Here is a 14,652-nt window from a genome sequence, read left to right as displayed (position 1 = left end):
GCGGGGTATGGATAAGGACAGTGTATCCTTTTTCCCCGTTTGGCCCGGTAACGCCCCGACACCGGCGTTCCCCCGAAGGAGATGCCATGGCCAGCAAGCGCCACGCAACCGCGCCCCGTTCCAAAAACCAGTCCCAGTGCAGCCCTTCCCGCACGGATTGCAGCCCCGAAGGGCTGCGCCAGGCCGTGCTGGATCATCTGTATTACTCCACCGGCCGGGTCCGGGAAACGGCGCGGGTGGAAGACTGGTACGTCGCCGTGTCCCTGGCCGTGCGGGACCGCATGGTCGAGGCCTGGGTGGCCGGCATCGAACGCATCGCCGCGGCGCGCTCCGTGCGCTGTGTGGCCTATCTTTCCGCGGAATTTCTCATCGGCCCGCAGTTGGGCGCCAATCTGCTGACCATGAACCTGACCGAGCCCATGCGGGAGGGGCTGGCTTCCCTGGGGCAGAATCTCGACGACATCATCTTCCACGAGCCCGAGCCCGGCCTGGGCAACGGCGGCCTGGGCCGCCTGGCCGCCTGCTACCTGGACTCCCTGGCCACCCTGGGCGTGCCGGCCATCGGCTATGGAATCCGCTATGAATACGGCATGTTCCGCCAGGCCATCGAGGACGGCGCGCAGGTGGAGCTGGCTGACAAGTGGCTCAGGCACGGGTTTCCCTGGGAACTGGCCCACGTTGACCAGCGGTATGAAGTGGGCCTGAGCGGGGAATCCCATCTGGAATCAGACGCCGACGGGGTACTGCGCGCCCGCTGGACTCCCGCCCGGACCATCGCTGCCTGCCCGCATGACATCCCCGTGGCCGGTCATGGCGGCAAGCACTGCAACCTGCTGCGGCTCTGGCGGGCCGAGGCCGTGGAGGCCTTTGATTTCGAGGCCTTCAATACCGGCGCGTACTTCAACGCCGTGCATGACAAGATCTTTTCCGAAACCATCTCCAAGGTGCTCTACCCCAACGACGACCCCTACCAGGGCAAGCAGCTGCGTCTTGGCCAGCAGTACTTTTTCGTATCGGCCTCCCTGCAGGACATGCTGCACATTCATAAAAGCCTTGGACGGCCACTGGATACCTTCCATGAGACCTTCGCCGTCCAGCTCAACGACACCCACCCGGCCATCGCCGTGGCCGAACTCATGCGGCTGCTGGTGGACGTGCACTGCCTGGACTGGGACACCGCCTGGAGTGTGACCACCAGGACCTTTGCCTACACCAACCACACCCTGCTGCCCGAAGCCCTGGAAAAATGGCCCGTGCCGCTCTTTGCCGGCGCGTTGCCGCGGCACCTGGAGATCATCTACGAAATCAACCGCCGTTTCCTGGATGCGGTCCGGGCTGCCCATCCTGAGGATCCGGACCTGCCCCGCCGCGTGTCCCTCATCGACGAGACCGGCTCCCGCTCCGTGCGCATGGCCCACCTGGCCAGTGTGGGCAGCCAGAAAATCAACGGCGTGGCCAAGCTGCATTCGGACCTGCTCAAACAGGATGTCCTGCGGGACTTCGCCCTGGTCAGCCCGGAGAAGTTCACCAACGTCACCAACGGCGTCACTCCCCGGCGCTGGCTGGCCCTGTGCAACCCGCACCTGGCGGCCTGCATCTCCCGCCGCATTGGCGTGCGCTGGCTGGATCATTTTGAAGAGGAAATCATCCAGCTGGAGGCACATGCCGACGACCCGGTCTTTCAGGCCGAGTGGCGCGCCGCCAAACAGGCCAACAAGACCCGTCTGGCCGATCTGGCCAGACGGTTTCTGCATGTGGAACTGGATCCCGCAGCGCTCTTTGATGTGCAGGTGAAGCGCATCCACGAATACAAACGCCAGCACCTGAACGTGCTGCGGGTGATTGCCCTGTACAACCGCCTGCGCCGCAATCCGGGCATGGAGTTCGTCCCCCGGGCCGTCATTTTCGGCGGCAAGGCTGCGCCCGGCTATTTTCTGGCCAAGCAGATCATCCTGCTCATCAACCGCGTGGCCGAGGTGGTCAATGCCGATCCTGCCGTGGCCGGTCGCCTGCGGGTGGCCTTTGTGTCCAACTTCAACGTGCGTAGCGGGCAAGTCATTTACCCCGCCGCGGACCTCTCCCAGCAGATTTCCCTGGCCGGCAAGGAGGCCTCGGGCACGGGCAACATGAAGTTCGGCATCAACGGCGCCGTGACCATCGGCACCCTGGACGGTGCCAATGTGGAAATGCGCGAGGCCGTGGGCGAGGAGAACTTCTTCCTCTTCGGCCTGACCACCGAAGAAGTCCAGGCCTTGCGCCGCACCGGCACCTCCCCCGCCGACCAGCTGGCCGCCAATCCGGAACTGGCCGAGGCCCTGGACCAGATCGCCTCGGGCCTGTTCTCCCGGGGAGACACTGGCCTCTTCCGCCCCCTGGTGGACAACCTCATGCACCGGGACGAATACCTTGTGCTGACCGACTTCGCCTCCTACATGGACTGCCAGGACCGCGCTGCCGCTGCCTACGCCGACCCTGCCGCCTGGACCCGCATGTCCATTCTCAATGTCGCCCGGCTGGGCTACTTCTCCTCGGACCGCGCCATCCGCGAATACTGCAGCACCATCTGGAATGTGCCTGTGGAATGACGGCTGGCACCCTCCTCACTTCCGCAGTATGGCCCGACGGGCTGCCTTGGTGCAGCAAGACAGCCCGTCGCGATGCTCGTTCCGGTTCTCGGTCCGATACCTGGCCGGCTATGCCCCGGCCCGCTCGGCCAGCGCCTTGCCCATGGCCTTGGCTGCGGCACAGTCCTGGGGAAAGACGTCTTCGCGACGTTTGGCCTTGGCCGCGGGATCCCAGCGGGTGGAGAGGTATTTGCTGTAGTCCGTGAACTGGAGGGTATCCGTGCAGATCTGGCGTTCGCAGTTGCCGAACACGCGTTCCATGAAGCCTTTGACCCGGTCGAGCATGGGCTCATACTGGAAGGTGGGGATCATCTCGTCCGGAATATTCATGGTGTAGATCAGCCCGGCCTGCAGTTTGCCGGGGAAGATACAGGCGTAGTCCGGCGTGTACGTCAGGAAGGGGAACATCAGCCGCTCCAGGAAGGACCGCATCTCGCCCGTCTCCGCCCCAAAGTACACCGGCGTGCCCAGAATCAGCACATCCGCCTGCTCAATGGCCTGCAGCACAGGAGTGATTCCGTCTTTGACAGCACAATGACCATAGTGCTTGCCGCCAATCTTCTTGCAGGCGAAACAGCTGGTGCAGCCGCTGTACTGCAGATCATACAAGTGAATCAGCTCGGTTTGTGCGCCGGCTTCCCTGGCGCCGTCCAGAGCGTGCTGCAACAGCGTGGCAGTATTCCAGGTTTTCCGGGGACTTCCGTTTATGGCAATGGCTTTCATGCTGGCTCGCTTGGGTGAAGGTGAACACGAAGGGATCTTTTCAATACGATCCGTCTCGTATCACAACCACACCCGCGCCGCAATGGCTTACATTGCTGACCGTATGGACGTTCCGGAAGCTGAATGCGACGTGCAACGGGCCGACGCTCCCTGCCTGCGGGGAGGACGAACGCCCCACCCCGGCCAGATTCCGGCCAGATTCCGCCCAGATTCCATCCTGATGCCGCACAGGACGCCTTGCGCCGGGGCCGAACGCCTCCAGCTGTGGCGCGGCATCCAATCAGCTACACGGCTTCCCAGGTGCGGATTTCGTCCAGGGCCTCGTCGGTGATCAGTTCCATTTCCTCGCCATGTTCCAGACCGGCGCAATGGAGAATGCCGTGGCACAGCAGGCGGTAGAAATGTTCGCGGGGGGACTGGCCATAGAGCCGGGCTTCGCGGGCGCAGGTGTCCAGGGAGATGGCCACCGCGCCCAGGCGCATGGGCCGGTCGGGATCTGGCTCGCCGTCCTCACCGTCATCATCACTGGCTGGATCGCCCTGATTGGCCAGACAGTCCCGGCCATCGTCGGCGTAGTCTTCGGGCAGGAAATCCTCGCCGACGATCTGCGGAGCCTCGCAGTGCAGGTCGTCGGTGTCGGGGAAGGAAAGGACGTTGGTGGGGCCATACATCCCCATGAATTCACTGTTCAATTCTGCGATGGTGGCGTCATCCACAAGGTCTAGTTCCACCAGGCTCCCGCCCAGCCCCAGACGCTCCAGCAACCAGGTGACAAAGGCGTCCATCTCCACGCGCGAGGTGGTCACGAGGTAGCCGCGCGGCGTGTTGCGCGTGAGGGTGATCATGGCGTCTCCTTATGGGGTCTGGCGCGATGGGTATTATTGTAGCAGGCCTTTGATGACATCGCCCATTTCCGGGACTTCGGCATGCATTTCCCCGCGGGCTTCCGGGGGCCGTGTGGGGCCGACCAGCGGCAGGGGGCCGGAGGACGGGCCCGCCGGGGGAGCGCCATGCGCACCGTGTTGGGCACCGGGGTGGGCCACCGCGCCGGGCAGCGGACCGGAAGCGCAGGGTTTGGCATCCTTGCGGGCTTCGGGATACTCGATGCGGGTATGGAAAATGCCGTTCAAAATCCGCACAAAGCAACTGCTGGCCTGGGTCAGATCCTTGAGGGTCAATTCGGATTCATCCAGCTGCCCGTCAGTGAAGATACTGCGGATAATGGTATCCACATGGGCCTTGATGCGCGCCGGGGTGGGCTCCACCAGAGTCCGTCCGGAGGCTTCGATGGCGTCGGCCAGGAGTACCAGGCCGGCTTCCTTGGTCTGGGGTTTGGGGCCCGGGTAGCGGTAATCCGCTTCGGAGACCGGCTCGCCGCCCTTGGCCTCGGCCTGTTCCTGGGCCTTGGCGAAGAAGAAGCGGATGAGGCTGGTGCCGTGGTGCTGCTGCAGAATATCAATGATTTCGGGGGAGAGCTTGTGCTTTTTGGCCAGCTCCACGCCCTTTTTGACATGGGACACCAGGATGAGGGCGCTCATGGAGGGGGCGAGCTTGTCGTGCTTGTTGCGACAACCCATCTGGTTTTCAATAAAATACTGAGGATTTTTGATTTTTCCCACATCGTGATACAGGGCCGCCACCTTGGCCAGCAACGGGTTGGCGCCGATGGCCCGGGCCGCGGCCTCCACCATGTTCCCCACAATGAGGGAATGATGGTAGGTGCCCGGAGAAGAAACCATCAGTTCCTGCAGCAGCGGCTGTTCCAGACTCATTTGCTCCAGCAGGCGGAAGCGCGACGTGTAGCCCAGGAGCATTTCTGCTATGGGGCCCAGGGCCAGCACGCAGAGCAGCGAGAGCAGCCCGTGGGCCACCACAAAGATGACGCCGGCCCAGATTCCATCCATGGTCTGCGCCCTGAGCAGGTGCATGCCTATCCAGGCCAGGAGCAGCAGGCCGGTCAGGGGCAGGACACTGCGCAGGACCTCGGTTCGCGTCTCCGTATGCTTGATGAGCAGACTCATGGAGATGGAGGCGAGGAAGTAGAAGCAGAAGAGTTCCAGCCCGCCCCCGGCCATCTGCGCGCAAAGAAACGCCAGCAGAATGGCGGCGGAGACGCAGGACGCCGCGGAAAAATACAGCGCCAGCACCCCGCCGGCACCAGCCAGGGGCGCCACCAGGGGTAGCAGATCGCCACTCAGCAAGCCCAGCCGTTCACTCAGGGGCGCCTCAATGGCGGCCAGGAGTTTGGTGCCGCAGGCAAAGAGCAGCACCAGTCCGGTCATGAGCAGGGCGTCCCGGTTGGTCACGGGGCGGAAGAAGCGTCCCTTGGGTGCAACGATCATGCCGCCGGCAAAAAGCAGGCTGAGCAGGAACACGCCCAGGGGGCGCAGGGGATCGAAGTGGTCGGGCACCTGGGTGTACAGGGCCTGCAGCTTGAGCTGTTCCTGCGGCCCGACCCGCTGGCCCTGGCGAACGACCATCTCGCCGCGGCGGATGTGGTAAAAAACCGGCTCCAGAGACCGCATCACCGTATCGATGCGCTCGCGGGTGGCCTCGGGGTTCAGGGCCAGGGAGGAGCCGATGAGCGGTTCCACCAGTTCCATGATGGCGGAGCGGATGCGCAGGCTCTTGTTCAGATCCCGCCGCAGGTACTGCTCCAGCTCACGGACCAGATCATCCACGTCGCGAATCTGGGTTAGATCCGAGCGCAGCACCTCCGCGGCGCCGACAATGCCCGCCACACCGTCAGGCGCCTGCCGGACCACGATGCCCGCCGGGAATTTCTCCAGCATGCGCGAATCCAGGACCACGCCTTCCTGCAGCTTGTCCGCAAGCCATTGCCGGACATCGTTGCGAATAAAGCTCTGCAATTCCGCATCCCGCAACAGATGGAAGCTGGTGCGGGAAAGCTCGCGGTTGATCAGTTCCGCCGCCTGCCAGCGCGCGTCTTCCATGCTTTCCATGGTCGCGTTGTTCAGGACGGCAAAGACCGCCTCCAGCCTGGAGGCCATGCGCGTGGCGGCGTCTCGGGAGAGGTCGAAAATGGGGGGCTGGTTTTCGGCAATGCGGCGGATTTTCTCCAGGGTGGAGTTGCGATCCTCCACCAGCATGTCCTGGCTGGCCATGACGTCCTGGGTGGCGATTTCGCCTTCGGCGAACACCTTGACTCCGGGCGTGTGGCGCACGCCCACGAGCAGGCTCATGGCCCCCAGGGACAGAATAAAAGCCAGCATGCCGACGTGCGTGCACAGCCCATCGGCCAGACGGGCCAATGCGCCGGGGGCCAGTAGCGCGCTAAGGCTGGTCTTGGGCATTTTCGAAACGTTCATACGCTTTCACGATGCGGGCCACGAGAGTATGGCGGATGACATCCGCCTCTTCAAACTGCACAAATGCGACGCCGTCCACGCCCTTGAGCACTTCCCGGGCCTGGACAAGACCGGACCGCACCCCCCTGTGGCCCGCAGCCGGCAGGTCGATCTGGGTGACGTCGCCAGTAATGACCGCCTTGGAGCCGAAGCCCAGGCGGGTCAGAAACATTTTCATCTGTTCGGGCGTGGTGTTCTGCGCCTCGTCGAGGATGATGAAGCTGTCGTTCAGGGTGCGGCCGCGCATGAAGGCCAAGGGTGCGATTTCGATCACGCCTGTCTCCAGCATTTCCTGCACCTTGCGCGCTTCGAGCATGTCATGCAGCGCATCATACAGGGGCCGCAGATAGGGATTGATTTTCTCCGTCAGATCGCCCGGCAAAAAGCCCAGCCGCTCCCCTGCCTCCACGGCGGGGCGCGTGAGCACCAGACGGCGGATCTCCCGCCGCATCAGAGCCGCCACAGCCAGGGCCACGGCCAGGTACGTCTTGCCCGTGCCGGCAGGGCCGATGGCAAAGACCATGTCATGCTCGTGCAGGGCCTGCACATAGGCGCGCTGGTTCAGGGTCTTGGGGGCCACGGTCTTTTTGGGCGAGGCCACCAGGACGGCCTCCTTGAACAGGCGCACGAGATCCGTGCCCGGCGAACGCACCAGCGTGTCCCAGGCAAAGGAAAAATCGCGACGGTTCAGGGGATGCCCGGCCTTGAGCAGCCGGTACAGCTGGACCATGCAATTGGCCGCGCGATCCGCTAGCACCTTGTCCCAGGCGCGCACGGTGAGCGTGGTGCCGCGACTGTGCAGCTCCACACCCGCCTTGGCGGCCAGGGCGTCAAGATGGGAATTTCCCGGCCCGAACAGTTCTCGGGCCAGGGCGGGATCGTCGAATTCCAGGCTTTGCTCAATGGCTTCAGTCGCCTGCATTCACGCCTCGAGCCCGATGTTCGGGATGTTTCCAGCGCATTTTGCGCCAAAACAGTCTCCCGAAAACGGGCCTGCTCCGCCGGCGAGGGAATGGTGATGCGTTGCAGCCACCGGCTCCATGCTCCTCATGCTGCATCCATTGGAGTATGGAGCATTTTTCATACAAGTCAAGTCCGCGTGTTGCACACCGTGTTCTTACGCGTGCTTTGCGCCGGATTTGCAGGCGCCGGAGAGTGACCAGTTCCCCGGCGCCCGCGGCGCGCCGACCTCCTCAGCTGGACCGGGAGGAGAGAGGACCATCTGCCGAGGCCGGCTGCTCCCCTGCGGGACGGGGAGATTCCTGCGAAGCCCTCAGAAAGGGCTTCAGTGATTTATCCAGAAAAGTCCGTGGCCGCTGCTGTGAGGAAATGCTCGGAACCCAGGTCATGACAACTGTTCTCCTTGGGATTCGTGGCGGGAAGCGTCCAGAAGACCTTCCAGGGTTTTGGAAAGTGAGGAAAGCGAGGCGCTGCGCATGGCCAGACACGGCTTCATGCACTGGCGACAGGCCTGTTTGACGCAGTGGAAGGCCTCGTGGCTGACACAGTCCATGGGGCAGAGCACCGCATCGGCCTTGGGCAGAATCTGATGCAGGCGGGAAATGGCATGCTCGCGACCGCCGTCGTGGTGCACAAACTCACCGCCCAGGCTTTCGACCATCTCCCGATAGTGCACGGCCATGCCCGACCTGCCGCCCACATACAGGATGCACTTGCCATTCAGGGAGCGATCGATCTGATCCGGACATCCCAGCCGCGGCCCTTCAATGCCCTCTGCCTCCGGCTCCAGGCCCTCGCGCGGGCACCGCTGCCTGGCCTGCATTTCCAGCACCCTGGCCAGTTCCTTTTCCAGCACCTCGTTCTCCACACCTTTCTCGGCCAGCATGGCCTCGGTGTGTGCAAGGCGCTTTTCCAGGGATTCCACAATTTTCAACGCCTGGGCGCGTTCCTCGTGCGCCAGCCGCAGCGACTCGAACAACTGCTGGAAGGCGATGGAGCTGCCGCCGGTGCGAGGGGCTTTCTTCTCGGCAGCCAGCTCGCGATTGCGCTTGGCCAGATCCCGAATCCGCGCCCGGTAGGCCCGCTTGACCGTGGCCAGGGTTTCTTCCACCTCGGCCAGTTTGGTTTCCTGGACCTGCAGCCGGCGGATATCGGCCCGGTTGGAAGCCCCCACCAGATGCGAGAGCATGTGCACCTGGCCGAAGACCTCGGAAAAGAGCTCCTGGCCCAGATACGGGTGCGTCACCAGCGCCCAGAACGGGCCGGGAATATCCCCGCTGGCCACGCATTTTTTCCAATATGCCCGGCGTTCCTTGTCGTCCAGCGTCTGAAGCGCCTGACGCACATGGCGCATGTACTTGCGGTCCAGATGTTTTTGGACCAGCTTGGCCGTGCGGCTCTCCTCACGGCAGAACCGGACCAGGGCGGAATGAAACATATAGTCCGTGGCATCGTCCGGGAGGGTCAGCCCTCCCCTGCGCGCCAGCCGGCGGCATTCTTGCAAGGTAAGACAGGTGCCCACCACGGCGCACTGCAAATCCGGCAGTTCCCACAAGGCGCGCCGCTCGGACATGGACGCCTGCACCGGGCCCGACGGGGAGAGATGATCGAGGAGCAGCATGGGATCTCCTGCATTGACGGTGTTGGTTCCTGTTGCCGGAGGCAGCGCGGGAGCGCCGCCGTCCGTGTCTAGTTTGGTATTGAAATTCATTCTCATTGTCAACAGACTTTTTTTAAAAAATGCTCCAGTTTTTCACAACTCACTCGCAACTCCCGCCATTGCTCAATAATTGCCTCCCCCCAAAAGATGCGCTTGCCGGGATGCCCTTGGCGGATCTAGTCTTGCGCAATCAGGAGCCTGTCGGAGTCGCATCCATTCTATTTAAGGATACTCGCCAATGCGCACTGTGTTGCTGGTGGGAGGCGCCCGCCCCAATTTCATGAAGCTCGCGCCACTGTTGCGCGAGTTGCGGACCCGTCACACACACCGGGTGCGGCCTTGCTTCGTGCACACCGGGCAACACTATGACGCTGCCCTTTCAGGAGAATTTCTTCGCCAGTTCGACATGCCCGCCCCGGACCATGCCCTGGGCGTGGGTTCGGGCAGCCATGCGGAACAGACCGCGGCCATACTGGTCGCCTTCGAGCGGGTCTGCCTGGCTGAGCAGCCAAAGCAGGTGGTGGTGGTGGGTGACGTGAATTCCACCCTGGCCTGCGCCCTCGCCGCGGCCAAACTGCACATTCCCGTGGCTCACGTGGAGGCCGGTCTGCGCAGCTTTGACCGCAGCATGCCGGAGGAAATCAACCGTCTGCTCACCGACGCCCTGGCCGACCAGTGCTTCGTCACCGAGCCCAGCGGTGTGGAGCATCTCCTGGCCGAGGGCAAGCAGCCGGAGCAGATTCACCTGGTGGGCAATCTGATGATCGACACGCTGTTCCAGCAACTGGCCCTGCTCCAATCCCAGCCCCTCGCCCTGCCCTGCCCCGAGCTCCAAGCCCTGCCGGGCAGCCCCTACGTCGTGGTCACCCTGCACCGCCCTTCCAATGTGGACCAGCCGGCCCGCCTGCAGGACCTCGCTCGCGCGCTCATGGCCCTGGCGGCACGCCTGCCGGTGTGCTTCCCCCTGCACCCGCGCACGCGCCAGCGGCTGGAGGCGGCCGCCCTGCTCGCGCCCCTGGCTGCCGCCGGCGTCCGCCTGCTGCCGCCCCTGGGCTATGCGGCGTTCCTGACCCTTTGGAAGGACGCCGCCCTGGTCCTCACCGACAGCGGAGGCCTGCAGGAAGAAACCACGGCCCTGGGCGTTCCCTGCCTGACCCTCCGCCCCAGCACCGAACGCCCCATCACCCTGGAGCTGGGCACCAACAGACTTGTGCCGGGGGGCGCGGAGGAGATACAGGCGGCGGCGGAAGAAGTGTTGCGGGAGGAACGGGGGGGGCGAGGGAGACGGGGAAGGATAGAAATTCCGCTGTGGGATGGGCGGGCGGCGGGGCGGGTGGCGGAGACAGTGAATAGACTTCTTTAACGCATTAAAACTTCTTTATTGACATTCCAATGCTAATAGATATCATATTTTAAAATCACATAAGGACTAACTATGAGTTATCGTGTAAAAGAGCTCGAAGTCACCTGTGAAAAACCCTTTGCCAATGACGCTTTGAAACGGGAGCCACACGTCACTTTCCTGGCCGACCTCATCCAGAAACTGGATGGACCTTTCGTCATGGCTTTGGACTCCCCGTGGGGCACTGGGAAAACTACATTTGTTCAAATGCTCAAGGCGAATCTTCAAAACCAAGGAGTGCAATGCACATACTTTAATGCCTGGAAAGTCGACTATGTTACTGACCCGCTGGTTGCTTTGGTTGCTCAAATCGACAAAGTTGCACTTGGCGACCAGGAATTAGAAAGTGGTGTACAAGCGCACCTCGGGAAACTCAAAGGGATTGTTACCAATTTAGCAAAAAATGGTGCCGTCGCCATCGTCAAGGCAGCCACTTATGGAATGCTTGATTGCAGCAAAGAAGTTGAAACAATAGCCGCAAATTTTTGCGGAACTGCCGCGGACAATATTATCGATGAGTTCACCAAGAAGCAGAATTTACTCGATGAATTTCGGAAGGCGCTATCAGAAACCGTGGCAAACCTTTCCGAAAAGAAAAGCAATACCAACCTCGTCTTTTTCATCGATGAGCTAGACCGCTGCCGCCCGACGTTTGCGATCGAACTGTTGGAGCGCGTCAAACATCTCTTCGACGTTCCGAACCTTATTTTTGTGGTGTCCATCGACAAGAAGCAACTCGTCGCCAGCACCAAGGCGGTGTATGGGGCTGACATTGAGGCCGCCGAATATTTACGGCGATTTTTTGACCTTGAATACAGTCTCCCGGCGGTGAGCCTGGAAGCCTTCATCACTCAGACCGTCAACAATCTTGACATCTTCCCCGATCACGAGAATTCCACAATGGCCCGGCGACATCGGAGAGAATCATACATCAATTACCTCACGTACATTGTAGAGAGTTTTGAGCTTTCACTTCGCTCTACAGAAAGATGTCTAACACGACTTAAAGTTTTGACCGATCCCCAACAGCAAGAGAATTCTCTTGAACCTGTGCTGATTATTCTTCTCATTGTCCTTCATTTGTCCAATCAGGAACTCTTCAAGCGTGTTCTCCACAACACCATTGGGCCAGAGGAAATCCTGGCAACACTGCCTCCAGCAATCAGCGCCACCAAGAGTGGCACTTCCGAGGAAAAAGACCAGCTGTACGCTGCGCTGGTCGCAGCGGATCCCGACTTTGAACGATTTAAGAAGAACATTGAACACTTTCAAATAATATCCAAGAATGAATCCTTACACCCAACATTGAGAAATCATGCGATTCAATTGCATCATGAGCTACTTAGTTTGTCTTTCGCGCACCGATCTAACGGTCCAGCATTTTACACTAAGCTCGCCGAAATGGTCAGCTTGGCTGCCAACATAAACCCAGGTTAACAACAGACGAGACAGATGCCAAACACCTCCGAACCCAATACAGCCTTGGCACGCAACAGAAAAAGGGCCTGCAGTCTCTTCAACTGCAGGCCCCTGTCCTGTCTGGTAGCGGGGACCGGATTTGAACCGATGACCTTCGGGTTATGAGCCCGACGAGCTACCGAGCTGCTCCACCCCGCGACACTGGTGGCGCGATGCGCCATGTGGGTGCTGGCGTCTGGCTGGGCCGCTCCGGCATTGCGGGCGGGGCCATTGGCCTGCGTCATCAAATTTCGCAAAGAAAATGGGCCTGTCGGTCGAGCCGACAGGCCCTTGCGATCTTGGTAGCGGGGACCGGATTTGAACCGATGACCTTCGGGTTATGAGCCCGACGAGCTACCGAGCTGCTCCACCCCGCGTCAAGGAAGGTTGTTTCTATGTGCTTTCCTGCCAGCCGTCAACCACTATTTTCAGTTTTCTGAAAAAAGTTATCTCAGCTCGCCCGGCTGCCGGCAGGTACGGGGCCGCTGGCCGTCAGCAGTTCCATGCCTTCGGGCGTGCGCACGGCCGTGATCATGCCATGGGAAACCTGGCCACGCAGCTCGCGGGGCTTGAGGTTGGCCACCACCACCACCTGACGGCCCACCAGGGTCTCGGGCGTGAAGAAGGCGGCAATGCCAGCCACCACCTGCCGCGGCTCGGGCTCGCCCAGGTCCACCTTGACCAGCAGGAGCTTGTCCGCGTCGGGGTGCTTGTCCACCTGCAGCACCGTGCCCACGCGCAGGTCCAGCTTCTGGAAGTCCTCGAATTCGATTTCCGCGGGCGGCGCGGCGGGTTCCTTCTTTTTGGCGGCCTTCTTTTCCTTGGCCGACGGCTTCGCTGCGGTGGGCGCAGGACCGGACGGCTCGGAAGGCTCGGCCGGGGCCGGGGGCTCCACCCGGGGGAAGAGCGTGGAGACGGCGGCCAGGGTGACGCCGGGGACAAGGCCGTTCCAGCCTTCCACCTCGCCCTGCAGGGGCGGCAGGGCCTCGGGGTCGCAGCCCAGCTGGGTCAGCAGGGTTGCGGCGGCCGTGGGCATGACCGGCAGCAGGTGGCGGGCCACCTTGCGCAGGGCCTCCAGGAGCACATAGAGCACGGTATCCAGCCGGGCCTGATCCCCGGCCTTGGCCAGGGCCCAGGGCTTGGCCTGATCCACGAACTTGTTGCAGGCCCGCACCAGTTCCCAGAGCGCTTCCAGGGCCTTGGAGAACTCCATCTGCCCGAAGAGCTGCTGGAAGTTGGTCACGGCGTTCAGTCCCAGGTCCACCAGGGCCTGATCATCTTCCGTCAGCGGGCCGCAGGTGGGGACAACGCCGCCGCAGAATTTCTGGGTCATGGAGAGCACGCGGTTGCAGCAGTTGCCCAGGTCGTTGGCCAGGTCGGCATTGATGCGGCCCACCAGGGCGTCTTCGGAAAAGCTGGCGTCGCTGCCAAAGTGCATTTCGCGGTAGATGAAGTAGCGGAAGGCGTCCAGCCCGTACTTGGCGGCCATGTCCAGGGGGGCGACGACGTTGCCCAGGCTCTTGGACATCTTGGTATCCTGGACGAGCCAATAGCCGTGGACATTCAGGTGCTTGTAGACCGGCATGCCCGCGGCGTGGAGCATGGTGGGCCAGAAGATGGCGTGGGGCTTGAGAATGTCCTTGGCAATGAGGTGCTGGGCGGCGTCCCAGTAGCGCATGCCGGGGCCGTCGGGCCATTCCAGGGCGGTGAGATAATTGAGCAGCGCGTCGAACCAGACGTAGCAGACGTAATTGGTGTCGAAGGGCAGCTCAATGCCCCAGGTCAGGCGGGTTTTGGGGCGGGAGATGCAGAGGTCTTCCAGCGCGCCGGATTCCAGGAGGCTGAGGACCTCGTTGCGGTACCGACGGGGGCGGATGAAGTCCGGATTGGCCTTGATATGGTCGATGAGCCAGGCCTGATGGCGGCTCATGCGGAAGAACCAGTTCTTTTCCTGAATAAAGGTGGGTGCGGTCAGGTGCTGGGGGCACTTGCCGTCCACAAGTTCTTTTTCGGTATAGAACCGCTCGCAGCCGGTGCAGTAGTGGCCGCCGTACTCACCGAAGTACAGATCGCCGGCGTCGTGAATCTTCTGCAAAAAGGCCTGAACGACCTTGATGTGCCGGGGTTCGGTGGTGCGGATGAAGGCGTCGTTACTGATGCCAAGCTGAGGCCAGAGGCTCTGGAAGAGTCCGCTGATCTCATCCACATACTGCCGCGGCGTCTGGCCGGCCTTTTCCGCGGCTTCGACGATCTTGTCACCATGTTCATCTGTACCGGTCAGGAAGAAGGTTTCCTTGCCCAGAGCGCGCTGGTAGCGGGCCATGGCATCGGCCACCAGAGTGGTATAGGCGTGGCCCAGGTGCGGCTTGGCGTTAACGTAATAGATAGGTGTGGTGATGTAGAAGCAATCGGCCATGATGGAATCCAAATGCAAGAAAGGTGAAGGGAAAACCGGCT

9 protein-coding genes and 2 tRNA genes are annotated in these 14,652 nt (G+C 61.8%); 3 read left to right on the top strand and 8 right to left on the bottom strand.

What is annotated here, in order from left to right; all coding sequences use genetic code 11:
* Positions 1-86 precede the first annotated feature (86 nt).
* A complete protein-coding gene (locus ACYQ00_RS09250) occupies positions 87-2,585 on the top strand; it encodes a glycogen/starch/alpha-glucan phosphorylase (protein WP_460031848.1) in 2,499 nt (832 codons plus the stop codon).
* Positions 2,586-2,693: 108 nt separating this feature from the next.
* On the opposite strand, the gene ACYQ00_RS09245 is transcribed toward ACYQ00_RS09250, so the two are convergent.
* The 5 genes from ACYQ00_RS09245 to ACYQ00_RS09225 all read right to left on the bottom strand — a co-directional run bounded on the left by ACYQ00_RS09245 (position 2,694) and on the right by ACYQ00_RS09225 (position 9,296).
* Positions 2,694-3,347, bottom strand: a complete 654-nt coding sequence (locus ACYQ00_RS09245) for a flavodoxin family protein (protein WP_460031847.1) — start codon at positions 3,345-3,347, stop codon at positions 2,694-2,696.
* A gap of 284 nt (positions 3,348-3,631) precedes the next feature.
* Positions 3,632-4,192, bottom strand: coding sequence for an rRNA maturation RNase YbeY (ybeY, locus tag ACYQ00_RS09240; RefSeq protein WP_460031846.1), 561 nt, complete (start codon positions 4,190-4,192; stop codon positions 3,632-3,634).
* A 33-nt stretch (positions 4,193-4,225) separates the two neighbouring features.
* Positions 4,226-6,676, bottom strand: a complete 2,451-nt coding sequence (locus ACYQ00_RS09235) for an HD family phosphohydrolase (RefSeq protein WP_460031845.1) — start codon at positions 6,674-6,676, stop codon at positions 4,226-4,228.
* Positions 6,642-7,637, bottom strand: coding sequence for a PhoH family protein (locus tag ACYQ00_RS09230; RefSeq protein ID WP_460031844.1), 996 nt, complete (start codon positions 7,635-7,637; stop codon positions 6,642-6,644). Before ACYQ00_RS09230 ends, ACYQ00_RS09235 begins: the two co-directional genes overlap by 35 nt.
* Positions 7,638-8,060: 423 nt before the next feature.
* Positions 8,061-9,296: a DUF2325 domain-containing protein gene (locus ACYQ00_RS09225; RefSeq protein ID WP_460031843.1), complete on the bottom strand. Its 1,236-nt coding sequence runs from the start codon at positions 9,294-9,296 to the stop codon at positions 8,061-8,063.
* A 277-nt stretch (positions 9,297-9,573) separates the two neighbouring features.
* Between ACYQ00_RS09225 and wecB the strand changes: the two genes are divergently transcribed.
* Complete coding sequence (gene wecB / locus ACYQ00_RS09220) at positions 9,574-10,698, top strand: non-hydrolyzing UDP-N-acetylglucosamine 2-epimerase (protein WP_460031842.1); 1,125 nt, start codon at positions 9,574-9,576, stop codon at positions 10,696-10,698.
* A gap of 72 nt (positions 10,699-10,770) precedes the next feature.
* Complete coding sequence (locus ACYQ00_RS09215; RefSeq protein ID WP_460031841.1) at positions 10,771-12,174, top strand: KAP family P-loop NTPase fold protein; 1,404 nt, start codon at positions 10,771-10,773, stop codon at positions 12,172-12,174.
* A 103-nt stretch (positions 12,175-12,277) separates the two neighbouring features.
* Here ACYQ00_RS09215 and ACYQ00_RS09210 read toward each other — a convergent pair.
* The 3 genes from ACYQ00_RS09210 to metG all read right to left on the bottom strand — a co-directional run bounded on the left by ACYQ00_RS09210 (position 12,278) and on the right by metG (position 14,611).
* Positions 12,278-12,354: transfer RNA gene (locus ACYQ00_RS09210), tRNA-Met, on the bottom strand.
* Between the two features lie 141 nt (positions 12,355-12,495).
* A tRNA-Met gene (locus tag ACYQ00_RS09205) sits at positions 12,496-12,572 on the bottom strand.
* 74 nt (positions 12,573-12,646) lie between these two features.
* Positions 12,647-14,611: a methionine--tRNA ligase gene (gene metG / locus ACYQ00_RS09200; RefSeq protein ID WP_460031840.1), complete on the bottom strand. Its 1,965-nt coding sequence runs from the start codon at positions 14,609-14,611 to the stop codon at positions 12,647-12,649.
* Positions 14,612-14,652 lie beyond the last annotated feature (41 nt).

This window comes from Megalodesulfovibrio paquesii (assembly GCF_054653055.1).
This window is presented reverse-complemented; position numbering and strand designations above follow the sequence as displayed.